The organism is Burkholderia sp. MR1-5-21 (assembly GCF_053427715.1).
Window position 1 is genome coordinate 105465 of sequence record NZ_JBSAXD010000018.1, and the last position, 23943, is coordinate 129407.

The 23943-nt window shown below is 67.8% G+C and carries 22 protein-coding genes and 1 pseudogene; 14 read left to right on the forward strand and 9 right to left on the reverse strand.

The window, feature by feature from the left end:
• Positions 1-206 precede the first annotated feature (206 nt).
• Both purL and ACV229_RS23780 read left to right on the forward strand, forming a co-directional pair.
• The gene (gene purL, locus ACV229_RS23775) at positions 207-4271 is read left to right on the forward strand and encodes a phosphoribosylformylglycinamidine synthase (protein WP_448085546.1); all 4065 of its coding nucleotides are present in this window, start codon (positions 207-209) and stop codon (positions 4269-4271) included.
• Between the two features lie 4 nt (positions 4272-4275).
• Positions 4276-4812, forward strand: coding sequence for a GNAT family N-acetyltransferase (locus ACV229_RS23780; RefSeq protein ID WP_448085547.1), 537 nt, complete (start codon positions 4276-4278; stop codon positions 4810-4812).
• Between the two features lie 165 nt (positions 4813-4977).
• Here ACV229_RS23780 and ACV229_RS23785 read toward each other — a convergent pair whose 3' ends face one another.
• The 5 genes from ACV229_RS23785 to ACV229_RS23805 all read right to left on the reverse strand — a co-directional run bounded on the left by ACV229_RS23785 (position 4978) and on the right by ACV229_RS23805 (position 8781).
• The gene (locus tag ACV229_RS23785) at positions 4978-5757 is read right to left on the reverse strand and encodes a peptidylprolyl isomerase (RefSeq protein WP_448085548.1); all 780 of its coding nucleotides are present in this window, start codon (positions 5755-5757) and stop codon (positions 4978-4980) included.
• A gap of 9 nt (positions 5758-5766) precedes the next feature.
• Positions 5767-6087 (reverse strand): BolA family protein, encoded by a 321-nt coding sequence (locus tag ACV229_RS23790; RefSeq protein WP_448085549.1) that lies wholly within the window; start codon positions 6085-6087, stop codon positions 5767-5769.
• 1 nt (position 6088) lies between these two features.
• The gene (locus ACV229_RS23795; protein ID WP_124602255.1) at positions 6089-6619 is read right to left on the reverse strand and encodes a septation protein A; all 531 of its coding nucleotides are present in this window, start codon (positions 6617-6619) and stop codon (positions 6089-6091) included.
• A gap of 123 nt (positions 6620-6742) precedes the next feature.
• Positions 6743-7174: a peptide-methionine (R)-S-oxide reductase MsrB gene (gene msrB / locus ACV229_RS23800; protein WP_448085550.1), complete on the reverse strand. Its 432-nt coding sequence runs from the start codon at positions 7172-7174 to the stop codon at positions 6743-6745.
• A 38-nt stretch (positions 7175-7212) separates the two neighbouring features.
• Positions 7213-8781 carry a protein adenylyltransferase SelO gene (locus tag ACV229_RS23805; protein ID WP_448085551.1) on the reverse strand — a complete coding sequence of 523 codons (1569 nt, stop codon included), beginning with the start codon at positions 8779-8781 and terminating at the stop codon, positions 7213-7215.
• A 157-nt stretch (positions 8782-8938) separates the two neighbouring features.
• On the opposite strand from ACV229_RS23805, the gene ACV229_RS23810 reads away from it, so the two are divergent.
• From ACV229_RS23810 to ACV229_RS23830, 5 genes are all read left to right on the forward strand, one after another.
• Positions 8939-10576 (forward strand): 3-(methylthio)propionyl-CoA ligase, encoded by a 1638-nt coding sequence (locus tag ACV229_RS23810; RefSeq protein ID WP_448085552.1) that lies wholly within the window; start codon positions 8939-8941, stop codon positions 10574-10576.
• Between the two features lie 314 nt (positions 10577-10890).
• The gene (locus ACV229_RS23815) at positions 10891-12975 is read left to right on the forward strand and encodes a 3-hydroxyacyl-CoA dehydrogenase NAD-binding domain-containing protein (RefSeq protein WP_448085553.1); all 2085 of its coding nucleotides are present in this window, start codon (positions 10891-10893) and stop codon (positions 12973-12975) included.
• Between the two features lie 269 nt (positions 12976-13244).
• The gene (pncA, locus tag ACV229_RS23820) at positions 13245-13877 is read left to right on the forward strand and encodes a bifunctional nicotinamidase/pyrazinamidase (RefSeq protein ID WP_448085554.1); all 633 of its coding nucleotides are present in this window, start codon (positions 13245-13247) and stop codon (positions 13875-13877) included.
• Positions 13878-14067: 190 nt separating this feature from the next.
• Positions 14068-15246 (forward strand): acetyl-CoA C-acyltransferase, encoded by a 1179-nt coding sequence (locus ACV229_RS23825; RefSeq protein WP_448085555.1) that lies wholly within the window; start codon positions 14068-14070, stop codon positions 15244-15246.
• A gap of 323 nt (positions 15247-15569) precedes the next feature.
• Positions 15570-16970 carry a sensor domain-containing diguanylate cyclase gene (locus ACV229_RS23830; RefSeq protein WP_448085556.1) on the forward strand — a complete coding sequence of 467 codons (1401 nt, stop codon included), beginning with the start codon at positions 15570-15572 and terminating at the stop codon, positions 16968-16970.
• Between the two features lie 81 nt (positions 16971-17051).
• Here ACV229_RS23830 and ACV229_RS23835 read toward each other — a convergent pair whose 3' ends face one another.
• Positions 17052-17345 (reverse strand): hypothetical protein, encoded by a 294-nt coding sequence (locus ACV229_RS23835; protein ID WP_448085557.1) that lies wholly within the window; start codon positions 17343-17345, stop codon positions 17052-17054.
• Between the two features lie 108 nt (positions 17346-17453).
• Between ACV229_RS23835 and ACV229_RS23840 the strand changes: the two genes are divergently transcribed.
• The 5 genes from ACV229_RS23840 (at position 17454) to ACV229_RS23860 (ending at position 20830) form a co-directional block, all read left to right on the forward strand.
• Positions 17454-17768: a Dabb family protein gene (locus ACV229_RS23840; RefSeq protein ID WP_448085558.1), complete on the forward strand. Its 315-nt coding sequence runs from the start codon at positions 17454-17456 to the stop codon at positions 17766-17768.
• Positions 17765-18244, forward strand: a complete 480-nt coding sequence (locus tag ACV229_RS23845; protein WP_448085559.1) for a PaaI family thioesterase — start codon at positions 17765-17767, stop codon at positions 18242-18244. The genes ACV229_RS23840 and ACV229_RS23845 overlap by 4 nt, the downstream gene beginning before the upstream one ends.
• An 89-nt stretch (positions 18245-18333) precedes the next feature.
• Positions 18334-19332: an NADP-dependent oxidoreductase gene (locus ACV229_RS23850; protein WP_448085560.1), complete on the forward strand. Its 999-nt coding sequence runs from the start codon at positions 18334-18336 to the stop codon at positions 19330-19332.
• A 63-nt stretch (positions 19333-19395) separates the two neighbouring features.
• On the forward strand, positions 19396-20355 hold the full coding sequence (locus ACV229_RS23855) for an alpha/beta hydrolase (RefSeq protein WP_448085614.1): 960 nt from the start codon (positions 19396-19398) through the stop codon (positions 20353-20355).
• Between the two features lie 34 nt (positions 20356-20389).
• A complete protein-coding gene (locus ACV229_RS23860; protein ID WP_448085561.1) occupies positions 20390-20830 on the forward strand; it encodes a GNAT family N-acetyltransferase in 441 nt (146 codons plus the stop codon).
• A gap of 34 nt (positions 20831-20864) precedes the next feature.
• Here ACV229_RS23860 and ACV229_RS23865 read toward each other — a convergent pair whose 3' ends face one another.
• From ACV229_RS23865 to ACV229_RS23875, 3 genes and pseudogenes are all read right to left on the reverse strand, one after another.
• Complete coding sequence (locus tag ACV229_RS23865) at positions 20865-21710, reverse strand: NRDE family protein (RefSeq protein WP_448085562.1); 846 nt, start codon at positions 21708-21710, stop codon at positions 20865-20867.
• Between the two features lie 76 nt (positions 21711-21786).
• Positions 21787-22824, reverse strand: coding sequence for a CAF17-like 4Fe-4S cluster assembly/insertion protein YgfZ (gene ygfZ / locus ACV229_RS23870; protein ID WP_448085563.1), 1038 nt, complete (start codon positions 22822-22824; stop codon positions 21787-21789).
• Between the two features lie 111 nt (positions 22825-22935).
• Positions 22936-23187: pseudogene (locus tag ACV229_RS23875) on the reverse strand (tyrosine-type recombinase/integrase); the annotation flags it as partial.
• On the opposite strand from ACV229_RS23875, the gene ACV229_RS23880 reads away from it, so the two are divergent.
• Both ACV229_RS23880 and ACV229_RS23885 read left to right on the forward strand, forming a co-directional pair.
• Positions 23172-23378 (forward strand): hypothetical protein, encoded by a 207-nt coding sequence (locus ACV229_RS23880; RefSeq protein ID WP_448085615.1) that lies wholly within the window; start codon positions 23172-23174, stop codon positions 23376-23378. The pseudogene ACV229_RS23875 and the gene ACV229_RS23880 overlap by 16 nt on opposite strands.
• A 163-nt stretch (positions 23379-23541) precedes the next feature.
• Entirely contained in the window at positions 23542-23871 is a 330-nt protein-coding gene (locus ACV229_RS23885; RefSeq protein WP_448085564.1) for a hypothetical protein, read from the forward strand.
• Positions 23872-23943 lie beyond the last annotated feature (72 nt).

Here is a 23943-nt window from a genome sequence, read left to right on the forward strand (position 1 = left end):
GCTCGGCCGCCCGGTGGTGATTCGCGTGACGGGCCGTGCGCGGCCCGGTGAGCCGGCAATGATAGCGCCAAACGACGACGGCCCGGTGTCGGCGTGCGTGCGTCGCGACCGGACGGGCCTTGGGGCGCAGACTTCCGGGTATAATTACGGCCTTCCTTTCGCCCCACGTCGCCGCTTTGCGCGACTCATCGACGTCAGTCCAGCCCATGGCTCACTTCTCGTGTTTTCCCGGCGCTTCGGCCCTTTCCGATTTCCGTCAGACCCGTCTGCTCGACACGCTCAAGCAAATCGACGCCAACATCGTCGCGGTCCGCGGCCAGTACCTGCACTTCGTCAACGCCAGTGAGCCGCTGTCGGCCGACGACAGCGCGCGCATCGACGCGCTGATGCACTACGGCGCGCCGTTCGAGCCGGCGGCCGACAAGGGAAGCACCGAAACCTTCGTCGTGCTGCCGCGCTTCGGCACCGTGTCGCCGTGGGCGAGCAAGGCGACCGACATCGCGCAGCATTGCGGCCTCACGCACGTGCGCCGCATCGAGCGCGGCGTCGAGTACACGGTCACGCTGAAGTCGGGCCTGCTCGGCGGCAAGAAGGCGCTGTCCGACGACGTGCGCGCCGCGGTCGCGGCCGCGCTGCATGACCGGATGACCGAAAGCGCGGTCGCGTCGCGCGACGACGCGAAGCACCTGTTCGACGAACTGCCGGCCAAGCCGCTCGCGACGGTCGACGTGCTCGCGCAGGGCCGCGGCGCGCTCGAACGCGCGAACGTCGAGCTCGGCCTCGCGCTTGCCGACGACGAGATCGACTACCTCGTCGACGCGTTCCGCAAGCTCGAGCGCAACCCGACCGACGTCGAGCTGATGATGTTCGCGCAGGCGAACAGCGAGCACTGCCGCCACAAGATCTTCAACGCGCAGTGGACGATCGACGGCGAAGCGCAGGACATGTCGCTGTTCGCGATGATCCGCAACACCGAGAAGCTGAACCCGCAGGGCACGATCGTCGCGTATTCGGACAACTCGTCGATCATGGTGGGCGCGGAAGCGGAACGCTGGTTCCCGCGCAACGCGGGCGCGGCCGGCGAGCCGGGCGAACGCTACGGCCGCCACACCGAACTGACGCACACGCTGATGAAGGTCGAGACGCACAACCACCCGACGGCGATCTCGCCGTTCCCGGGCGCGGCGACCGGCGCGGGCGGCGAGATCCGCGACGAAGGCGCGACGGGCCGCGGTGCGCGTCCGAAGGCGGGCCTGACGGGCTTCACCGTGTCGAACCTCGACCTGCCCGACGCGCGCCAGCCGTGGGAAAACGCGCGCGACGCCGCGCAACCGGTCGGCGAGCGCAACCCGAACGATCAGCACGGCCCGTACGGGCGTCCGGACCGCATCGCGTCGCCGCTGCAGATCATGATCGACGGCCCGCTCGGCGGCGCCGCGTTCAACAACGAATTCGGCCGTCCGAACCTCGGCGGCTACTTCCGCGTGTACGAGCAGAACGTCGGCGGCCAGGTGCGCGGCTATCACAAGCCGATCATGATCGCGGGCGGCCTCGGCAACATCGCCGACCAGCACACGCACAAGCACGACGTGCCGGCCGGTTCCTTGCTGATCCAGATCGGCGGCCCCGGCATGCGGATCGGCATGGGCGGCGGCGCGGCGAGCTCGATGGCGACCGGCGCGAACACGGCCGAGCTCGACTTCGACTCGGTGCAGCGCGGCAACCCGGAAATCGAGCGCCGCGCGCAGGAAGTGATCAACGGCTGCTGGCAGCTCGGCGCGGAAAACCCGATCCTCAGCATCCATGACGTCGGCGCGGGCGGCCTGTCGAACGCGTTCCCCGAGATCGTCGACGGCGCAGGCAAGGGCGCGCGCTTCGAGCTGCGCAAGGTCGCGCTCGAGGAATCGGGCCTGTCGCCGCGCGAGATCTGGTCGAACGAGGCGCAGGAGCGGTACGTGCTGGCGATCGCGCCGGCCGACCTGCCGCGCTTCGAGGCGATCTGCGCACGCGAGCGCTGCCCGTTCTCGGTCGTAGGCGTCGCGACCGACGAGCGCCAGCTGCGGCTCGTCGACGACGAGGCGACCGGCGTCGACGAATATCCGGTCGACATGCCGATGGAAGTGCTGCTCGGCAAGCCGCCGCGCATGCACCGCGACGTCACGCGCGTGAGCACCGAGCGTGCGCCCGTCGACGTGACGGGCGTCCCGCTCGCGCAGGTCGCCGTCGACGTGCTGAAGCACCCGACGGTCGCGAGCAAGTCATTCCTGATCACGATCGGCGACCGTTCGGTCGGCGGCACGTCGGTGCGCGACCAGATGGTCGGCCCGTGGCAAGTGCCCGTCGCCGACTGCGCGATCACCGCGCTCGACTACGCGGGCTTCAAGGGCGAAGCGATGACGATGGCCGAGCGCACGCCGCTCGCGGTGATCGATGCGCCCGCATCGGGCCGCATGGCCGTCGGCGAAGCGATCACCAACATCGCGAGCGCGCCGATCGCGTCGCTCGACAAGCTGAAGCTGTCCGCGAACTGGATGGCCGCGTGCGGCACCGCCGGCGAAGACGCCGCGCTGTTCGACACCGTGAAGGCGATCGGCATGGAGCTGTGCCCGGCGCTCGGCATCGGCATCCCGGTCGGCAAGGACTCGCTGTCGATGAAGACGAAGTGGGACGAGCAGGGCGTCGCGAAGGAAGTCGTTGCGCCGGTGTCGCTGATCATCTCCGCGTTCGCACCGGTCGAGGACGTGCGCCGCCACCTGACGCCGCAGCTGCAGCGCGTCGCCGACGCCGGCGACAGCGTGCTGGTCGCGATCGACCTCGGGCGCGGCAAGAACCGGATGGCCGGCAGCATCTTCGCGCAGGTCACGCAGCAGGTCGGCGATGCGACGCCGGACGTCGACGATCCGGAAGACCTGAAGCGCTTCTTCACGGCGATCCAGTCGCTGAATGCGCAGGGCAAGCTGCTTGCGTACCACGACCGCTCGGACGGCGGCCTGTGGGCGACGGTCTGCGAAATGGCGTTCGCGGGCCACGCGGGCGTGTCGCTGAACGTCGACATGCTGACGCTCGACGAGAAGCACGAATCCGACTACGGCGATGCGAAGGACTGGGCGAAGCAGACGAGCGGCCGCCGCGAGGACCGCACGCTGCGCGCGCTGTTCTCGGAAGAGCTGGGCGCCGTCGTGCAGGTGCGCGCGGCCGACCGCGACGCGGTGCTCGGCGCGCTGCGCGAGTTCGGCCTGTCGGCGTGCTCGCACGTGATCGGCACGGTCAACGAGCGCGACGTGATCGAGGTGTACCGCGACGCGAAGAAGATCTTCGACGCGCCGCGCGCCGAACTGCATCGCGCGTGGGGCGAGGTGAGCTGGCGCATCGCACGCCTGCGCGACAACCCGGCCTGTGCGGACGCCGAATACGACGCGCTGCTCGACGCGGCCGACCCGGGCATCACGCCGGTGCTGACGTTCGATCCGGCCGATGACATCGCCGCGCCGTTCATCGCGACGGGCGCGCGTCCGCGCGTCGCGATCCTGCGCGAGCAGGGCGTGAACTCGCACCTCGAAACGGCTTACGCATTCGACCGCGCGGGCTTCGACGCGCACGACGTGCACATGAGCGACCTGCTGGCCGGCCGCGCGACGCTCGCGGACTTCGCGGGTGCGGTCGCGTGCGGCGGCTTCTCGTACGGCGACGTGCTGGGTGCGGGCGAAGGCTGGGCGAAGACGATCCGCTTCAACGCGAACCTCGCCGACATGTTCTCGGCATTCTTCGCGCGGCAGGACACGTTCGCGCTCGGCATCTGCAACGGCTGCCAGATGCTGTCGAGCATCTCGTCGATGATCCCGGGCGCGGAAGCGTGGCCGAAGTTCACGCGCAACAAGTCGGAGCAGTTCGAGGCCCGCTTCTCGTTCGTCGAGGTGCAGCAATCGCCGTCGATCTTCTTCGCGGGGATGGAAGGCGCGCGGATTCCGGTCGCGGTCGCGCACGGCGAAGGCTTTGCGGACTTCTCGCAGCAGGGCGACATCGATCGCGTCGCGGTCGCGATGCGCTATGTCGACCATCGCGGCAACGCGACCGAGGGCTATCCGTTCAACCCGAACGGTTCGCCCGCCGGCATCACGTCGGTGACGACGGCCGACGGCCGCTTCACGGTGCTGATGCCGCACATGGAGCGCGTGCACCGCACGGTCACGATGAGCTGGCACCCGGAAGGCTGGGGCGAGGCGAGCCCGTGGCTGCGCGTGTTCCGCAACGCGCGCCGCTGGATCGGCTGACGCGATGTTCGACCCGCACGAGCCTGTCCATGTCGTGACGCTGCGCGACGAGCGCGCGGCCGATGCCGCGGCGATCGCCCGCGTGATCGCCGCGGCGTTCGCGGGCGAGCCCCAGGGTGGCCGGTTCGAGCAGCGGATCGTCGACGCGCTGCGCGCGGACGGCTGCCTGAGCGTGTCGCTCGTCGCGGAGCGCGACGCGCGCATCGTCGGCCACGTCGCGTTCTCGCCGGTGACGATCGGGGACGGCAGCCACGCCGGCTGGTACGGGCTGGCGCCGCTCGCGGTGCTGCCCGACTGCCAGCGGCAGAGCATCGGCGCGGGGCTCGTGCGCACGGGCCTCGATGCGTTGCGGCGGCTCGGGGCGCGCGGCTGCGTCGTGCTCGGCGAGCCTGCCTATTACACGCGTTTCGGTTTCGGGCCGGCCGGCGACATCGTGTTTCCGCAGGCGCCGCCGGAATACCTGATGGCGCTGTCGTTCGACGACTCGGTGCCGCGACCCGCTGGCGACGTGCGGTATCACGCGTCGTTCTATGCCGCGTAGCGGACCGGGTTCGCGGGCCGGCATGGCAATGCCGGTACGCCCACGCCGGTATGCCCACGCCGGTATGCCCACGCCGGTATGCCCACGTAGGTATGCCGGCAAAAAAGAAAGCCGCTCCTTGTGAGCGGCTTTCTCGTATCCGTCGCAGTAATGCGGGATGCGGCGTTACTGCACCTTCGCCTGCTGGCGCAGGTTTTCCTCGAACGCCTGCAGCTTCTGCTGCACGAGTTGCTGTGCGATCTGCGCCTTGACCTGGTCGAACGGCGGCGGTGCGACGTTGCGGATGTCGTCGACGCGGATGATGTGCCAGCCGAACTGGGTCTTCACCGGCTCGTCGGTCATCTGGCCTTTCTGCAGCTTCTGCGCAGCGGCCGCGAATTCCGGCACGTACGCCTTCGGATCGGACCAGTCGAGATCGCCGCCGTTCTTGCCCGAGCCCGGATCCTTCGAATACTGCTTCGCGAGATCCTCGAACTTCGCGCCGGCCTTGATCTTCGCGATCAGGTCCTTCGCCTGCTGCTCGTTGTCGACGAGGATGTGGTGCAGGTGGTATTCGCGATTCGAAACACCCTTCACGAGCTCGTCATAGCGCGCCTTCACCTCGGCGTCGGTTGGCTGGTTCGTCTTCAGGAAGTCCTCGATCATCGCGCGCAGCACGACGGTCTGTTGCGCGACGGCGACCTGCGCCTTCACGTCCGCGCGGTTCGGGATGCCGCGGCGGATTGCTTCCTGCATCAGGATTTCACGGTTCACGAGTTCCTGGCGCACGGCCTGCTGCAGCTGCGGGCTGTCGGTCTGGCCTTGCTGGACCAGCTGCGAGACCATCGCGTCGGCGCGCGATTTCGGAATCGGCGTGCCGTTGACCACGGCGATGTTCTGGGCGAATGCCGGCGCCGCTGCGAGAGCGGCCGCTGCGGCCCACAGGCGGGGGGATTTCAGGATCATCGGGAATTCCTAATGGGACGACTGGATTGAAGATGCATTGAATTCTTCTGGCGTGTACGCCACGATCGCGAGCGCGTGGATGCCACGCTGCATCGCATCGGCGAGCGCATCATACACCAGCCGGTGCCGCGCGACGCGCGGCTTGCCGGCGAACGCGGCGGACACGATCGTGACCGTGTAGTGGCCGCCCGCGGCCGCGCCGGCGTGGCCCGCGTGCTGCGCGCTGTCGTCGCGCACCGCGAGCGAAACGGGCGCGAGCGCGGCCGTGAGGCGCGCCTCGATCAGCGCGATGCGTGCGTCGGGCGACGCGTGGAGGAAGGTGTCCGTCATGTCACTCGTCCTTCAGGTATTTCGCAAGCCACAGGCTCTGCAGGATGATGAACACCACCATCGCGCCCGTCGTGCCGAACAGCTTGAAGTTCACCCACTGCGATTCGGTGAAGTTGTGCACGACATAGAGGTTCGCGACGCCGAGCACGGCGAAGAACAGTGCCCACGCGACGTTGAGCTTGTCCCAGACGGGATGCGGCAGCGTGAGCTGCTTGCCCATCATCTTTTCGATCAGATTGTTGCCGAACGCATAGCGCGCGGCGAACAGGCCAATTGCAAACAGCCAGTACAGCACAGTCGGTTTCCATTGAATGAATTTCTCGTCATGCAGGACGAGGGTGGCGCCGCCGAACACGACGATCACGCCGAGGCTGACCCACAGCATGGTGTCGACCTTCCGGTGGCGGAACGCGACCCAGGCGACCTGGGCGAGCGTCGCGACGATCGCGACGGCGGTCGCGGTGAAGATGCCCCACACCTTGAAGGCGGCGAAAAACAGGATGATCGGAAACAGATCGAACAGGAATTTCATGGTGCTCGCAGCTGCGTGAAAGGCCGCTCGCGCGGCCTTTCACCGTTGTAGGGACCCGCCAGGCGCCGTCGTGAACCGGGCCGCCCGTTCGGGGAGACCAGCCGATTCGCGCCTGGGCGCCGCTTATTCGTGTTCGGGTCGGGACTCGAAGTTTAACGCAGCCGAATTGATGCAGTACCGCAAACCGGTCTTGTCGCGCGGGCCGTCCTCGAACACGTGGCCGAGATGCGCGCCGCAGTGATTGCAGCGGACCTCGACGCGCACCATCCCGTGCGTGTAGTCGATCTTCTCGTCGATGACCTCGCCGTTGAGCGGCTTGAAGTAGCTGGGCCAGCCGCAGCCGGAGTGGAACTTCGCGCCGGATTCGAACAGCGGCGTGCTGCACACGACGCACTTGTAGATGCCGGCGTCTTCCGTGTCGGTGTATTCGCCGGTGAACGCACGCTCGGTCGCCGCGTGCTGCGTGACCTCGTACTGCATCGGCGTGAGCCGGCGGCGCAGCTCGGCATCGTCCTTCTGGTACGGGTAGGACTTGTCGTCGGAATCGTGGGACATGTCTGGTTTCTCCTGAGGGATCGGTCGATAGGCGGGCGTTACGACGAGCAGCTCACTTCGAGCGACCCGGCCCAGTCGGGCGGAAGCGCCGCATACGACGCGTATTCGGGTTGTTCGTCGAACGGCCGGCGCAGCACCTGCGCGAGACGTTCGACTTCTGAAAAGTCCTTTTCCTTCGCGTGCCGGATCGCGATTTCTGCCAAGTGGTTGCGCAGCACGAACTTCGGGTTCACGCGATTCATCGCGGCGGCGCGCGCGGCGTCGTCGCGTGTTTCCTCGGACAGGCGCACGCGGTAGAGGTTCGCCCATGCGTCGAACGCGTCGCGGTCGATGAACAGGTCGCGCACCGGCGCGTCGCGGCTCGCGTCGTGCTTCGACAACTGCGACAGGTGACGGAACGTCAGCGTGAAGTCCGCGTGGCTCGCATGCATGACTTCGAGCAGTTTGTTCGCGAGCGCCGCGTCGCCGTCGTGTTCGAGTTCGAGCCCGAGCTTCGCGCGCATCGCGCGTTCGAGCGCGGGGCCGAAGCGTTCCGGAAACTTCGCGAGCACGGCCTGCGCGTCCTCGACCGCGCGCTCGGCGCGCGCGTCGTCGTCGGCGATCCCGTGCTGCAGCCCGATCAGCGGCAGCAGCGCCTGCGCGAGGCAATAGCAGTTCCAGTGCGCGATGCGCGGCTGCATCCGGTACGCGTAGCGGCCGTGCGTGTCCGAATGGTTGCAGATATGGTTCGCGTCGAACGCGTCGACGAAGCCGAACGGGCCGTAGTCGATCGTCACGCCGAGGATCGACATGTTGTCGGTGTTCATCACGCCGTGGCAGAAGCCGACCGCCTGCCATTGCGCGACGAGATCGGCCGTGCGCAGCGTCGCGGCCTCGAGCAGCGCGAGGTACGGATCGTCGGCGTCGCGGCACGCCGGATAGAAGCGGTCGATCACGTGATCGGCGAGCTGGCGCAGCAAATCGGGGCGATCGTTCGAGAAGAAGTGCTCGAAGTGGCCGAAGCGCACGAAGCTCTCGGACACGCGCGTGACGACGGCCGACGTCTCGATCTCCTCGCGGACCACCGGCTGGTCGGAGCCGATCACGGTCAGCGCGCGGGTGGTCGGAATGCCGAGGTGATGCATCGCCTCGGAGCACAGGAATTCGCGGATCGACGAGCGCAGCACCGCGCGGCCGTCGCCCATTCGCGAGTACGGCGTGCGGCCGCTGCCCTTCAGCTGCAGTTCGTAGCGGCGGCCGTCCGTGCCGGCGAGCTCGCCGATCGTCAGCGCGCGGCCGTCGCCGAGCTGGCCGGCCCAGACGCCGAACTGGTGGCCCGAATAGACCGATGCATACGACATCGCGTCCGCGGGCCAGTCGCGGGTCGGATTGCCGGCGAACAGCGCGGCGAACTCGGGATGCCCGGCGAGCGATGGGGGCAGGCCGAGCAGCGTCGCGACTTCGTCGGAAAACCCGACCACGTACGGCGCGGCCAGCGGCGCGGCCGGCAGGCGCGTATGAAACGCCGCGCCGAGCTGCACGAACGCGCCGTCGGCGGGCGCGCCGAGCGTGGCGGCGAGGTCGGGAAGGGTGTCAGCCGCTTCGGCTGCGCTTCGGGAAAACGACATGTTGAGCGCCTCTGGGTAAGCCGATATTGTAAGGCGGCGCCGCGCCGCCCGCATGGCGGCGCGCGCGTCGTGCCCGGGCGCCCGTTCACGCTGCCGACGGGCTTGCGCCGGCTCCAGGCTGTACACCGAATTCGCGTCCTTCAGGGAGAACAAGACGATGGGTATGCCGTTGCTGGGCCAGATGATGGACATGCCGCTCCTCGTGTCGTCGTTGATCGCGCATGCCGCGCGGCACGCGGGCGACGTCGAGATCGTGTCGAAGCGGGTCGAGGGCGACCTGCACCGCTACACGTATCGCGATTGCGAACGGCGCGCGAAGCAGCTCGCGCAGGCGCTCGCGCGGCTCGGCGTCGACGCGGGCGAGCGCGTCGGCACGCTCGCGTGGAACGGCTACCGGCATCTCGAGGCGTACTACGGGATCAGCGGGATGGGCGCCGTCTGCCACACGATCAACCCGCGCCTCTTTCCCGAGCAGATCGCGTACATCGTCAATCACGCGGACGACCGCTACGTGCTGTTCGACCTCAATTTCGCGCCGCTCGTCGACGCGATCGCGCCGCACTGCCCGAACGTGAAGGGCTGGATCGCGATGACGGACGCCGCGCACCTGCCGTCCGGCGCGACGCCGTTCCTCAGCTACGAGACGCTCGTCGACGCCGAGGACGGCCGCTACGACTGGCCGCGCCTCGACGAGCAGCAGGCGTCGGGGCTCTGCTACACGTCGGGCACGACCGGCAACCCGAAGGGCGTGCTGTATTCGCATCGCTCGACCGTGCTGCACGCGTACGGTGCCGCGCTGCCCGACGCGATGAACCTGTCCGCGATGGACGCGGTGCTGCCCGTCGTGCCGATGTTCCATGTGAACGCGTGGGGCCTGCCTTATTCGGTGCCGCTCACGGGCGGCAAGCTCGTGCTGCCCGGCAAGGATCTCGACGGCAAGTCGCTGTACGAACTGATGGAAGCGGAGCACGTGACGTTCTCCGCGGGCGTGCCGACCGTCTGGCTCGGCCTGCTCAATTACATGCGCGACGCGGGCGTGCGCTTCTCGACGCTGAACCGCACGGTGATCGGCGGCTCCGCGTGCCCGCCGGCGATGCTGCGCACGTTCGAGGTCGAATACGACGTGCGCGTGATCCACGCATGGGGGATGACCGAGCTGTCGCCGCTCGGCACGCTCGCGAAGCTGAACTGGGTGCAGTCGCGGCGCCCGCTCGACGAGCAGCGCAAGCTGCTCGAGAAGCAGGGGCGCGTGATCTGCGGCGTCGACATGCGGATCGTCGGCGACGACGGCCGCGAGCTGCCGTGGGACGGCGTCGCGTTCGGCGAGCTGCAGGTGCGCGGCCCGTGGGTGATCGACCGCTACTTCGACTGCGACGCGTCGCCGCTTGCCGACGGCTGGTTCCCGACCGGCGACGTCGCGACGATCGACCCGGACGGCTTCCTGCAGATCACCGACCGCAGCAAGGACGTGATCAAGTCGGGCGGCGAGTGGATCAGCTCGATCGACATCGAGAACGTCGCGATCGCGCATCCGGCCGTCGCCGAAGCCGCATGCATCGCGTGCGCGCACCCGAAATGGACCGAGCGGCCGCTGCTCGTCGTCGTCAGGCGCGCGGATGCGCATGTGAGCCGCGACGAGATGCTCGCGTTCTACGAAGGCAGGGTGGCGAAATGGTGGATTCCCGACGACGTCGTGTTCGTCGACTCGCTGCCGCATACGGCGACCGGGAAGCTGCAGAAGCTGAAGCTGCGCGAGATGTTTCGCGATTACGTGCTGCCGACGGCGAACTGCTGACGGCGGCCTGCTGGCGGTGATCGACGACCGGCGGCATCGGCGGCATCGGCGGCCGGCGTGCCGGAGCAGGACCCGCCCTGCGTTGCCGGCCGGATGCCGGCACGGTGTGCCGGCCGTCTCCGCAGGGTCATCCGGGGCCGCTCGGCCGCACGATCCTGCCCTCGCGGATCCGTCCCCCGATTGCGCGGAAAAATAGAATTGAACGACCGTGCTTTTTCGTTGTATGCTGCCTCCGTTCGTCTTGGACAAGCGGCTGTTCACCCGCGCACAATGAAGCGCAGCCACCCCGGCGCGCGAGGCATGGAGGCAGACAGATGGCAGTGGATTATTCGATTCGCGACGGCGTGGCCGTCCTCACGCTCAACAATCCGCCCGTCAACGGGCTCGGCCTGTCGACACGGGCCGGCATCATGGAAGGGCTCGAACGCGCCGCGCAGGATCCGGCGGTCACCGCGATCGTGCTGACAGGCGCAGGCCGTGCGTTCTCGGGCGGCGCCGACATCACCGAATTCAATACCCCGAAAGCGCTGCAGGAACCGACGCTGCACACCGTGATCCGCGCGGTGGAAGCGAGCGCGAAGCCGGTCGTCGCGGCGATTCACAGCGTCGCGATGGGCGGCGGGCTCGAGCTCGCGCTCGGCGCGCACTACCGGATCGCGGCGCCCGGCGCGCAGATCGCGCTGCCCGAGGTGAAGCTCGGCCTGCTGCCTGGCGCGGGCGGCACGCAGCGCCTGCCGCGCGCGGTCGGACTCGAGACCGCGCTGAACATGATCGTGTCGGGCGCGCCGGTGCCGTCCGAGCAACTCGCGAAGAGCGGGCTGTTCGACGAAATGGCCGAAGGCGACCTGCTCGACGCGGCCGTCGCGTTCGCACGCAAGGCCGGCGCGCAGGCAGGCCCGCATCCGCGCGTGCGCGACCGCAAGATCGTCCACGAGAACGCGGCGGGCTTCATCCAGTTCGCGCGCAACTCGGCGAAGGCCGCCGCGCCGAACTTCCCCGCGCCGCACAAGTGCATCGACGCGATCGAGGCCGGCGTGCTGAACGGCTTCGACAAGGGCAGCATCGCGGAGCGCGAGGGCTTTCTCGCGCTGATCATGACGCCGGAAAGCCGCGCGCTGCGGCATGCATTCTTCGGCGAGCGCGCGGCGAGCAAGATCCCGGACGTGCCGGCCGACACGCCGGTGCGCGAGATCCGCCGCGTCGCGGTGATCGGCGCGGGCACGATGGGCGGCGGCATCGCGATGAATTTCGTGAACGCGGGGCTGCCCGTCACGCTGCTCGAGACGAAGCAGGACGCGCTCGACCGGGGGCTCGCGACGATCCGCAAGAACTACGATGCGCAGGTGAAGAAGGGCAAGCTCACGCAGGAGAAGCTCGACGCGCGCATGGCGCTGATTGCGCCGACGCTGTCCTACGACGACCTGAAAGAGGCCGACCTGATCATCGAGGCCGTGTTCGAGGAACTCGGCGTGAAGGAGCAGGTATTCGGCAAGCTCGACGAAGTCGCCAAACCGGGCGCGATCCTCGCGTCGAACACGTCGACGCTCGACGTGAACAGGATCGCCGCGTTCACGAAGCGGCCGCAGGACGTCGTCGGCATGCACTTCTTCAGTCCCGCGAACGTGATGAAGCTGCTCGAAGTGGTGCGCGGCGACGCGACCGCGAAGGACGTGCTCGCGACCGTGATGGCGATCGCGAAGAAGATCAGGAAGACCGCGGTGGTGTCCGGCGTGTGCGACGGCTTCATCGGCAACCGGATGATCGAGCAGTACATCCGCCAGGCGCTCTTCATGCTCGAGGAAGGCGCGCTGCCCGCGCAGGTCGACCGCGCGATCGAGAAGTTCGGTTTCGCGATGGGCCCGTTCCGGATGAGCGACCTCGCCGGCAACGACATCGGCTGGGCGATCCGCAAGCGCCGCTATGTCGAGAAGCCAGACCTTCATTACTCGAAGATCGCCGACCGCCTGTGCGAACAGGGCCGCTTCGGCCAGAAGACCGGCGCGGGCTGGTACGACTACGTGCCGGGCGAGCGCAACGCGAAGCCGTCGGCACTCGTCGACGAGATGGTCGTCGACTATTCGAAGGCGCGCGGCGTCGAGCGGCGCAAGATCGGCGACGACGAGATTGTCGAGCGGCTCGTGTTCGCGCTCGTCAACGAAGGCGCGAAGATTCTCGAGGAGAAGATCGCGTCGAAGGCGTCGGACATCGACATGGTGTACCTGACCGGCTACGGCTTCCCGCTGTGGCGCGGCGGCCCGATGTTGTACGCGGACACCGTCGGCCTCTACAACGTCGAGCGGGCGATTCGCCGCTACGCGGCGGCACCGAACGGCGACGCGTGGCAGCTCGCGCCGTCGATCGCCGAGCTCGCGAAGGCCGGACGCGGTTTCAACGGCTGAGGGTGGCGCCGCGCGGCGGCATGGGGCCGGAGCAGGCGCTGAAGTGCCAGCTTGGGTCGACCGCGAAGCATGGGATCTGAGCAGGCGCTAAAGCGCCAACTCTGATCGACCGCGAAGCATGGGACCAGAGTAAGCGCTAAAGCGCCAACTCTGATCGACCGCGAAGCATGGGATCAGAGTAAGCGCTAAAGCGCTAACTCTGATCGACCGCGAAGCATGGGATCAGAGTAAGCGCTAAAGCGCTAACTCTGATCGACAGGAGAGAAGCGATGAAACGCACTGACGACGTTCTGCTCGTGATCGACGTGCAATACGACTTCATGCCCGGCGGCGCGCTCGCGGTGCCCGACGGCGACGCGGTCGTGCCGGTCATCAACGCGCTCGCCGCACGCTTCGACCAGGTCGTGCTGACGCAGGACTGGCACCCGCGCGAGCACGTGTCGTTCGCGGCGAACCATCCGGGACGCGAGCCGTTCTCGACGCTCACGCTGCCGTACGGCGAACAGGTGCTGTGGCCCGTGCACTGCGTGCAGGACACCGACGGCGCCGCGCTGCATCGCGACCTCGACATCCCGCATGCGCGGCTCGTGATCCGAAAGGGCAGCGACGCGCAGGTCGACAGCTACTCGGCATTCGTCGAAGCCGATCGCACGACGCGCACGGGCCTCGCAGGCTACCTGCGCGAGCTCGGCGCGAAGCGCGTGTGGTGCTGCGGGCTCGCGACCGACTACTGCGTCGCGTGGTCCGCGCTCGACGCGCGCGCGGCCGGCTTCGAAGCCGCGGTGATCGACGACGCGTGCCGCGCGATCGACCTGAACGGATCGCTCGCGAACGCATGGCAACACCTGCAGGCGGCCGGTGTGGCACGTGTCACGTCGGCTGACGCGCGCCCGGCGGCGTAACGCAGCAACTCATTCGATTCATAAAACAGGCAGCTTTGCATGAGATCAGCGTGCGCGCTGACGCGCCAACCCTGATCCGCCGCGAAGCATGGGATCAGAGTAGGCGCTAAAGCGCCAACTCTGATCGACCGCGAAGCATGGGATCAGAGTAAGCGCTAAAGCGCTAACTCTGATCGACAGGAGAACTCACATGACGGAAGCCGTAATCGTATCGACCGCACGCACGCCGCTGGCGAAATCGTGGCGTGGTGCCTTCAACATGACGCACGGCGCGACGCTCGGCGGCCACGTGGTCGCCGCCGCGGTCGAGCGCGCGAAGCTGGACCCCGCGCGCGTCGAGGACGTGATCATGGGCTGTGCGAACCCGGAGGGCGCGACGGGCGGCAACATCGCGCGGCAGATCGCGCTGCGCGCGGGGCTGCCCGTGAGCGTGCCGGGCATGACGGTGAACCGCTTCTGCTCGTCCGGACTGCAGACGATTGCGCTCGCCGCACAGCGGATCATCGCGGGTGAAGGCGACGTGTATGTCGCGGGCGGCGTCGAGTCGATCTCGTGCGTGCAGAATGAGATGAACCGGCACATGGCGTACGAAGGGTGGCTGCTCGAGCACAAGCCGGAGATCTACTGGAACATGCTGCAGACCGCGGAGAACGTCGCGAAGCGCTACGGGATCTCGAAGGAGCGGCAGGACGAGTACGGCGTGCAGTCGCAACTGAGGGCGGCGGCCGCGGAGGCCGCAGGGCGCTTCGCCGACGAGATCGTGCCGATTACCGTGCGCGCCGGCATCGCCGACAAGGCGACCGGCCGTCTGTTCACGAAAGAAGTGACGGTCACGGCCGACGAAGGGATCCGGCCGGACACGACGCTCGAAGGCGTCTCGAAGATCCGCTCGGCGGTGCCGGGCGGCGTGATCACCGCGGGCAATGCGAGCCAGTTCTCCGACGGCGCGGCGGCATGCGTCGTGATGAGCGCCGACACCGCGCAGCGGGAAGGCCTGCAGCCGCTCGGCGTGTTCCGCGGTTTCGCGGTCGCCGGCTGCGAGCCGGACGAGATGGGCATCGGCCCCGTGTTCGCGGTACCGAAGCTGCTGAAGCAGACGGGACTGAAGGTCGAGGACATCGGGCTGTGGGAGCTCAACGAGGCATTCGCGGTGCAGGTGCTGTACTGCCGCGACAAGCTCGGGATCCCCGAGGACCGGCTGAACGTCGACGGCGGTGCGATCGCGGTCGGGCATCCGTACGGCGTGTCGGGCGCGCGCCTGACGGGCCACGCGCTGATCGAAGGCAAGCGGCGCGGCGCGAAGTACGTGGTCGTGACGATGTGCATCGGCGGTGGACAGGGCGCGGCCGGCCTGTTCGAAATCGTCTGACCGTTGCGTGGCTGGCGGCCGTCGTGCGGCCGCCAGCCACGCTGTCCGATCCGCGTTGTCGGCCTCCAACATGTTCGATCCCGCGATCCGATCTGATCGCGAATCAATCCGTGTCACCCCGACGATGCTGTTTCCCCTTACTTGTCAAACGAATCGCCCCACCTATACTAGCTCTGACATTTGTCTTTCGGCAGGATGGGCCGGATCGCGCGTCGCGCGTCGCGCCGACAGCTGCGGCCGTGCCCCGGTATCTGGAGCGGGCGGCGCATCGTGATCGGACGCCCTCGCATTCGAACCATGCAACGGATCGATCGGGGGCCGAAGTGAGCACGACTTATTCAGCCGGCGAGCCGCCGCGCGCCGTCAGCGCCGTCGCCAAAATCTACGCGAACTGTCTGCTGGTCGGCTTTGCGTTGCTGCCGGCCTATCTCATTGCCTATCTGTGGTTCTTTGGCGATCCGCACCTGACATTCGAGAGCCATGCGTTTCACGAGATCGCAATCGCCGCGGCGACGCTCGAAGGCGCATTCGTCACCTATGTGACGTGGGTCTGCTATCGCTCGTCCGGCGAGCCGCTGTTGCGCTGGCTGACACTCGGCTTTCTTGGCTTCGCGATGATCTATGCGCTGCACGGGCTCTTCACCGGCATGGCGCATCACAACATCTGGCTGTTCCTGCTGTACGGTCCGGCATCGAGGCTCGTGATGGCGATCCTGCTGCTGATCGGGCTGCTGTCGTATTCGCGGCCGTCCGATCGCCTCGACAAGCGTACGAGCCTGCGCATCTGGCTGCCGTGGATCGCCTTTTTCGCGATCGTCGACGCAGCGGTCGCGTACATCGCCTATTCGCCGGTGGCCGGTGCGCTCGGCACGCGGCTGTCGATGGAAGGCGGCGCGATGGTGTTCTCGCTGCTCAACGTCGCGGTGCTGCTTGCGCGGCGCATCCGCTCGCCGCTGATGGTGATCTACGGAATGTCGATCATGGCGTTCGCGCTGTCGTCGCTCGCATTCATCCTCGGCAAGCCGTGGAACCACATGTGGTGGCTCGCGCATGCGATCTTCGCGGGCGGCTTCTTCCTGCTCAGCTATGGCGTCGTGCAGGCGCTGCAGACCACACGGTCGTTCTCGGCGATCTATAGCCAGGAAGACCTGATGAGCCGCCTGTCGGAATCGATGGCGCGCAGCGAGAGCGCGTTGCAGGAATTGCGCCGCACCAACCAGAAGCTCGAGTACCTCGCCGCGACCGATCCGCTGACGGGCGCGTCGAACCGCCGGCAGTTCATCGCGCAGGTCGAGCGCGAGATCCAGCGCGCGGAACGCGACGGCATGCCGTTCTGCCTGCTCGCGCTCGATCTCGACAACTTCAAGAACATCAACGACGCATACGGCCACCAGATCGGCGACGAGGTGCTGCGCGGCGTCGTGCGGCAGTGCCTGGAGGCGATCCGGCCGACGGGCGGGCTTGCGCGGGTCGGCGGCGAGGAGTTCATGGCGCTGTTGCCGGAGATGCCGCTCGAAGGGGCGCGGATGACGGCCGAACGCGTACGCTCGTCGATCGCGAGTTCGCCGTTCGGGCTCGATTTCAAGCGCGTGCAGGTGACGGTCAGCGTCGGCGTCGCGCAATACGGAATCGACGGCAGCACGGTCGATGCGTTGCTGCGCGCGGTCGACGAGCGTCTCTATCAGGCGAAGCGGGAAGGGCGGAACCGGGTCGTGGCGGGGTGAGGGGGCGCCAGCCCGTACTCGGCGATGGTGACGTGCAAGACGAACGCGGGCCAGACCATCACGTTCGCGCTGCGTTCGTCTTCATCCGGCGTCTTGCTGAATTCCGGAGGCACCGTTCGTGTGCTCAACGATGCGCGCAACCCTGAGCGCGCGATCGTTCGCAGTTTCGGCGAGCAATGGGGCGCGATCCTGATCCTTGGCGTGAGCCGATTGCCGTTTGTCGCGATCGGCCTCGGCCTTGGCGGCCGGATTGGGCTGGATAGCCAGAGGGCGAAACGCCAGCGCAATTGAGCGCCGACGATTGACTACGCCTGATCGCGCTTCGCGATACAGGCCATCGGAGCCGGCAAGTTTGGTAGGCTTGATGTCTTTCACCGTGCGTGCATCTCGACGAACGCAGGCGAACGAATATCTGCCGGGAGCGTCCCGGCCGACAAGGATACCGGCCAAAATGGCGAACCCTCACGAACTGGAGCGAACGAAGTGATCAGACATATTGTCATGTGGAAGCTGAAGGAATCGGCAGAAGGCGCGACGCGCGCGCAGAACGCACTGAAGCTGAAGGAAAAGCTCGACGCATGCCGCGACATCGTGCCGGGCATCGTGCATCTCGACGTGGGCGTCGCGACGCCGGGCCTCGAAGCCACCTATGACGTCGTGCTGGTATCCGACTTCGCGGACAAGGCCGCGCTCGACGCATACCAGGTGCACCCGGTCCACGAGGAAGTGAAGAAGTTCGTCGCGGCCATTCGCGAAGAACGCCAGTGCATCGACTACCTCGTCGACGACGCACGATGAGCGACGCAGCACAGCAGGCGGATGGTCCGTCGATCGAAAGCCCGTTCGTCGACCTGCTCGGCGTGCAGCTCGTGTCCGCGAAGGACGGCAAGAGCGAGATCCTGCTGCCGCTCGACGAGCGCCACATGAACACGTGGAGCATCGCGCACGGCGGCGTGACGATGACGCTCGCGGACGTCGCGCTCGCGATGGCCGCGCGCAGCCTGACCGACGACGGCGTCGGCGTCGTCACCGTCGAGATGAAGGTGAACTTCATGCAGCCGGGCCGCGGCGAGCTGCGCGCTTACGGACGCGTGATGCATCGCTCGACGACGATGGCCTACTGCGAAGGCGAAGTGCGCGACAGCGACGGCCATTTCGTCGCGAAGGCGCTCGGCACGTTCAAGTACATGCGGCGGCTCGCGGTGGGCCGCGACATCAAGCGGCAACGCAGCCGCACTGCGCCGGACGCGCATCCCGGCCCGAGCGACGCGTAAGCTCGCGATAGGCGGTCCTGCCTGTCAGGCAGGGCCGTTTTCGTTTGCGCGTGCGACCGTGCGCGGGCGCGCCGCGGAAGGAGACAGCGATGAATACCGTCAATCGTCAGATCCTGCTCGTGTCGCGCCCGCAGGGCGCGGCGAGCGCCGACAACTTCCGGCTCGTCGAGACGCCGCTTGCGCCGCTCGCCGACGGCGAAGTGCGCGTGCGCAATCATTTCCTGTCGCTCGACCCGTACATGCGCGGCCGCATGAGCGACGCGAAGTCGTATGCGTCGCCGCAGCCGCTGAACGAAGTGATGATCGGCGGCACCGCGGGCGACGTGATCGAGTCGCGCCATCCCGGCTTCGCGATCGGCGACGCTGTCGTCGGCCAGTTCGGCTGGCAGGAGTACGGCACGTCGAACGGTGAGGGCCTGCGCAAGGTCGACACGTCGCGCGTGCCGCTATCGGCGTGGCTCGGCGTGACGGGGATGCCGGGCGTCACCGCGTGGGTCGGGCTGCACCGGATCATCGCGCCGAACGCGGGCGAGACCGTCGTCGTCAGCGCGGCGAGCGGCGCGGTCGGCAGCGTCGTCGGCCAGCTCGCGAAGCGCGCGGGATGCCGCGCGGTCGGCATCGCGGGCGGGCCCGACAAGTGCCGCTACGTCGTCGATACGCTCGGCTTCGACGCGTGCGTCGACTACAAGGCGGGCCGGCTCGCCGACGACCTGGCGGCCGCGACGCCCGACGGCGTCGACGGCTGCTTCGAGAATGTCGGCGGCGCGGTGCTCGACGCGACGATGGCGCGGATGAACGCGTTCGGCCGCATCGCCGTGTGCGGGATGATCGCCGGCTACGACGGTGTGAGCGCACCGCTGTCGAACCCCGCGCTGATCCTGCGCTCGCGGCTGAAGCTGCAGGGTTTCATCGTGTTCGAGCATCCGGACGCGTGGGCGCCCGCGCTCGCGGAACTGACCGAACTCGTCGCGACGAAGCAGCTGCACTACCGCGAATCGATCGCATACGGGCTCGAGCGCGCGCCGGAAGCGTTCCTCGGGATGCTGAAGGGCCGCAACTTCGGCAAGCAGCTCGTGCAGCTCGTCTGACGCGGGCGTGGCATCATGTGACGCTTGTCCGTGAGCGGCGCCATGCCGGCGCCCGTATTTCCGATGCCGCTGAATCCGAAGATCGCCCAGATACTCGACATGGTCGAGCGCGCGAAACGTCCGTCCTACCATCACCAGACGCCGCAGCAGGCGCGCGCCGCGTATGAGAAGAGCGCGCCGATCCTCGACGTGACGCCCGCGCCGATGCATTCGGTCGAGGACTGCGTCGTGCCGACGCGCGATGGCCGCTCGATCGGCGCGCGTCTGTACGTGCCGGTCGAGCCGAGCCTTGCCGAGCCGCTGCCGGCGCTCGTCTACTATCACGGTGGCGGCTTCACGGTCGGCAGCGCCGACACGCACGACGCGCTGTGCCGGATGTTCGCGCGCGACGCGCAGTGCGCGGTGCTGTCGGTCGACTACCGGCTCGCGCCCGAGCACAAGTTTCCGACCGCCGTGAATGATGCGGAGGACGCGTTGCGCTGGCTGCATCGCGAAGCGAGCGCGTTTGGCGTCGACGCGGCGCGGCTCGCGGTCGGCGGCGACAGCGCGGGCGGCACGCTCGCGACCGTCTGCGCGGTGCTCGCACGCGACGCGGGCATCCGGCTCGCGCTGCAGCTGCTGATCTATCCGGGCGTGACCGGCCACCAGCAGACCGAATCGCATGCGCGGCTCGCGAACGGTTTCCTGCTGTCGCAGGACACGATCCAGTGGTTCTTCTCGCAATACCTGCGCGATTCGTCGGACCGCGACGACTGGCGTTTCGCGCCGCTCGACGGCACGCGCGGCGCGCCGTCGTTCGCGGGCGTTGCGCCGGCATGGATCGCGACCGCCGAGTACGATCCGCTCAGCGACGAAGGCGCCGCCTACGCGGACAAGCTGCGCGCGGCGGGCGTCCCGGTCACGCTGACCTGCTACCCGGGGATGATTCACGAGTTCTTCAAGATGGGCGGCTACGTGCCCGAAGTGCGGGCCGCGCACGCTGATGCGGTCGCGGCGCTGCGGGCGGCATTCGACGACATTTGACGGTTGCGGCGACACGGCCGTGCGGAGGGTGCAGATGGCGGACTGCGTGGTGGAAACGGGCGACTGGGCGACGCTGGGCGGCGACGCCGCGCGCATTCGTGACGCGGTGTTCGTGCGCGAGCAGCGCATTCCGGCGGACATGGAGCTCGACGACGACGATCCGCTGTCGCGCCATGCGGTCGCATACCGGATCGATGCTGCAACCGGCGCGCGCCGCGCGGTGGCAACCGGACGGCTGTTGCCGACGGGCACGATCGGCCGTGTCGCGGTGCTCGCTGACGTGCGCGGGCAGGGCGCCGGGTCGGGCGTGCTGCTCGGGCTGCTGGACGAGGCGCGGCGGCGCGGCGATCCGCTCGTGCGGCTCTATGCGCAGGAAGCGGCCGTGCCGTTCTATTTGCGGCACGGTTTCGCGGCGATCGGCGAGCGATTCGTCGAGGCCGGCATCCCGCACGTCGAGATGACGCGCGCGCCGTGAGCGGGCGGCGCGTCAGACGCGCGGCAGTCACGCGTCAGCGCGCCTGCGCGGCGTCGATGTCGAACGTGAACGCGCGCTCGAACGCGCCGGGACGGACGATGCGGTGCGAGCCATCGTCGTCGCAGCGCTCCTTGATCTCGACTGTCAGCCGCACGCCTTCCTTCATCGTGACCCGCAGCGCGGTCGTGCCGCGCGTGCCGTATTCGGGCGTCTGGATGAAAGCGGCGGACAGCGCGCGTTCGCGCTCGAGCGGGATGCCCGTGTGCGGCAGCGCGTCGTCTTCGGCGATGCGCGGGTCGCGCATCAGCGCGATCAGCTCGTCGAGCGGTGGCGCCGGGTCGCCGGTCAGCAGCGTGCCGAGTTCGGCGCGCTTGCGCACCACTTTCGGCCAGGGCGTGTCGAGCCGCGCGTTCGATAGCGCGTGCACGCCGGCCGGGATCAGCGCGGGCGCGGCGACGCCGCTCTCGCCCTCGGCCGCGCGGTTGCAGAACCACGCGAGTTCGCGCCGCTTCCAGTCGCCGACGAGCAGGTTGAAGCCGTTGTACACCGCCGCATGCTCGGCGAGCCGCTTCAGGTAATCGAGCGGCGCGACCGGCTGCCCGCCGAGATAATTGGACACGAGCTTGCCGCGGGTCGGTGCGCCCGCGCGGATGTCGAACGGCGCGCGGTAGTTCGTGAGCGCCGCGAAACGGCCATCGCGCGTCACGCCGAGCCACGTGCCGCCGGCCTCGAGGTCGCGGCCCGCCAGCACACCGGGCGCTTCCTCCCACCACGAGAGCGGTGTGCTCGTGCGGCGGAAGAACTCGTCGCGGTTGGCAGTCAGGGTGAAGACAGGACCGGCGGCGGCATCAGGCTGCCAGTCGAAGGCAATCAGACACATCGGGCGAATCTCTCGCAGGAAACTTCGGGCGCCGGCCGCAAAGCGCGGTCCGGCACGCGAACGGATGAATGGCCGGTCACACTTCGGTCGGCCATGCGTAAGGCAGCGGCTCGAACGCAAGCGTCGGGCCGTCGGCCGCGCCGAGATGCACGTTGCCGCTGTCGAGCGCGGCAAGCTTGATCTCGACGAGCGCGTCGACACCGCCTGCCGGCGCGGCCGCCGCGTTGACGACCATCCCGCACGGCTGGCCCGGGTCGTCGCTGTGGAACAGCTCGACGCCCGCGCGGACCGTATCGGTGTCGCCCGCAACGTGCGCGAGCGCGGTGCGGCGCTTGATCGTACCGCGGTAATGGCTGCGCGCGACCACTTCCTGGCCCGGATAGCAGCCCTTGCGGAAGTTCACTGCGCCGACCACGTCGAAGTTCACCATCTGCGGCACGAACTGCTCGACGGCCGGCTGCGTGATGCGCGGTTCGCCCGCGCGGATGTCGAGCCAGTCCCACACGGCCGGCGACGCCGCGGGCAGCTTGCCGTCGAGCGCGGCGAGGCGCGCGTCGACGTCGGCGCGCGTGCCGATCCACAGGTAGCGCCGCTTGCCGGCCGCGTCGGGCATGCGGATCAGCGTGCCGGCGGGGCCGTCGACCTTCACGTGCACGCCGTCCGGCAGCGCGTCGAAGATGCCCGACAGCGCGCCGCGCACGTCGCCGGCGAAGCCGGTCACGGCGAGCGCGTCACTGGCGTCCGACAGCTTCGCTTTCGCGCGCAGCACGAACATCGACAGCCGCTTCTGCGCGGCAGCCTGCACGTCCTTCGAGACCAGCAGCCGAACGCCATGACCCGCGCGCCACGCGAGGAACGACGCAAGCAGGCGGCCCTTCGGCGAACAGTAGCCGGCGAGCCGTGCGCTCGCGGGGTCGAGGTGCTCGATGTCGTTGGTGAGCTGGCTGTGCAGGAACGTCGCGGCGTCGTCACCGGCCACGTCGATCACGCCGAACTGCGGCAGCGGCATGTACGCGCCCGGCGCGTCGAAATCGGCAGCGGGCGGGCGGGGGAATACGGGGAGCGAGGCGGGTGCGGCGGCCTGGGCGGCTGGTGAAGCGAACGGTGTGCTCATGGAATGAGGGAACAGTCAATCCTGACTTTGGCGTAGGCGAACAAGTATTATATGGGTCTTACCAGAGTCTCGTTGCGCATGGCCCTACTTGAATAAGGTCCGTATTGGGTCTTACGCAGCAAGGATTTCCGGCGCGACGACGTCAAATTGTGCCCAAAGTGTGACCGCCTTTGCGTGCTCGGAAAGGTGGTCAGGTGCAAGGTGAGCATACCGCAATACGTGCTCGTACTTCGCCCAGCCTCCAAGCTCCATCAGGCGATTCAGCGGCGTGCCGGCCTGGACGTGCCAGCTTGCCCAGGTGTGTCGCACATCGTGGAATCGAAAATTATCGATCCCGGCGCTGGCACATTGCCGATCCCATTGCGCGCCGCACCATCCTGAACTGCGAACCGCGCGTGATCGAGGCCGGCAAGTACGCCGCCCAGGTCGAGGTAACGAAGATTGGTTTCAGCCGCGAGGGTGCGTTCCGGAAGCTTGGCGAGTTCGACACTGAGGCCGAGGCTGTCGAGTACGCGAGGACGTTCTCAGAAGAGTGGCGAAGCCGCTACGCCTGACCGATGATCGAGCGATTCACGTACCGTCGCTACGACGTCGAGCTTGTAGGCGATGCGGCCGGCCCGCGCGAAATGATGGGTATGTCGAGCGGCGCGCGCGACGGTGGGCTGCTGTAACGCAGGTGCTGTTACGATTGCTGCATTCGCCGTCGAGGAGGCCGATATGTCTCGCGAATCTGAGTGGTTGGAGTTCGTGCTGCATGACGACTTTCCGCCCGACGTTGAGTTCGAGGAGGGGAGTCGAGGCAATCATGTCATTGTTGAATGGCAGGTTGTCGGCTCCGATGATGCGCCGCGACGCAATGCGCCATTGGTGGTCGTCATCGATTCCGACGCGATTGATCGTTACGAGCGTAGCGATGTCAGTGAACAGACCAGAATCGAAAGACGCGTGCGCGAGATAGTCTCGAAACACCTCGAAAACTACGATCCCTCTGGCCCTGTTGCAGTGCCCGATCCGTTCGTGATCAAAATTGACGAGGGCGATCTTTAGCGTTGTCCGACACCGCAAAGTCGATGACCCATACCCACGTGTTCGCGTCTCGGCCGCAGCCGCGCACCGCAT

What these genes read in the sequence shown, in the direction of transcription:
- ACV229_RS23810 (WP_448085552.1), top strand. Translation starts at nt 8,939, where the DNA reads ATGGGTATGCCGTTGCTGGGCCAGATGATGGACATGCCGCTCCTCGTG.
- ACV229_RS23780 (WP_448085547.1), top strand. Translation starts at nt 4,276, where the DNA reads ATGTTCGACCCGCACGAGCCTGTCCATGTCGTGACGCTGCGCGACGAG.
- ACV229_RS23865 (WP_448085562.1), bottom strand. Translation starts at nt 21,710, where the DNA reads ATGTGTCTGATTGCCTTCGACTGGCAGCCTGATGCCGCCGCCGGTCCT.
- pncA (WP_448085554.1), top strand. Translation starts at nt 13,245, where the DNA reads ATGAAACGCACTGACGACGTTCTGCTCGTGATCGACGTGCAATACGAC.
- ygfZ (WP_448085563.1), bottom strand. Translation starts at nt 22,824, where the DNA reads ATGAGCACACCGTTCGCTTCACCAGCCGCCCAGGCCGCCGCACCCGCC.
- msrB (WP_448085550.1), bottom strand. Translation starts at nt 7,174, where the DNA reads ATGTCCCACGATTCCGACGACAAGTCCTACCCGTACCAGAAGGACGAT.
- ACV229_RS23855 (WP_448085614.1), top strand. Translation starts at nt 19,396, where the DNA reads ATGCCGCTGAATCCGAAGATCGCCCAGATACTCGACATGGTCGAGCGC.
- ACV229_RS23790 (WP_448085549.1), bottom strand. Translation starts at nt 6,087, where the DNA reads ATGACGGACACCTTCCTCCACGCGTCGCCCGACGCACGCATCGCGCTG.
- purL (WP_448085546.1), top strand. Translation starts at nt 207, where the DNA reads ATGGCTCACTTCTCGTGTTTTCCCGGCGCTTCGGCCCTTTCCGATTTC.
- ACV229_RS23860 (WP_448085561.1), top strand. Translation starts at nt 20,390, where the DNA reads ATGGCGGACTGCGTGGTGGAAACGGGCGACTGGGCGACGCTGGGCGGC.
- ACV229_RS23885 (WP_448085564.1), top strand. Translation starts at nt 23,542, where the DNA reads ATGTCTCGCGAATCTGAGTGGTTGGAGTTCGTGCTGCATGACGACTTT.
- ACV229_RS23805 (WP_448085551.1), bottom strand. Translation starts at nt 8,781, where the DNA reads ATGTCGTTTTCCCGAAGCGCAGCCGAAGCGGCTGACACCCTTCCCGAC.
- ACV229_RS23825 (WP_448085555.1), top strand. Translation starts at nt 14,068, where the DNA reads ATGACGGAAGCCGTAATCGTATCGACCGCACGCACGCCGCTGGCGAAA.
- ACV229_RS23795 (WP_124602255.1), bottom strand. Translation starts at nt 6,619, where the DNA reads ATGAAATTCCTGTTCGATCTGTTTCCGATCATCCTGTTTTTCGCCGCC.
- ACV229_RS23850 (WP_448085560.1), top strand. Translation starts at nt 18,334, where the DNA reads ATGAATACCGTCAATCGTCAGATCCTGCTCGTGTCGCGCCCGCAGGGC.
- ACV229_RS23815 (WP_448085553.1), top strand. Translation starts at nt 10,891, where the DNA reads ATGGCAGTGGATTATTCGATTCGCGACGGCGTGGCCGTCCTCACGCTC.
- ACV229_RS23845 (WP_448085559.1), top strand. Translation starts at nt 17,765, where the DNA reads ATGAGCGACGCAGCACAGCAGGCGGATGGTCCGTCGATCGAAAGCCCG.
- ACV229_RS23785 (WP_448085548.1), bottom strand. Translation starts at nt 5,757, where the DNA reads ATGATCCTGAAATCCCCCCGCCTGTGGGCCGCAGCGGCCGCTCTCGCA.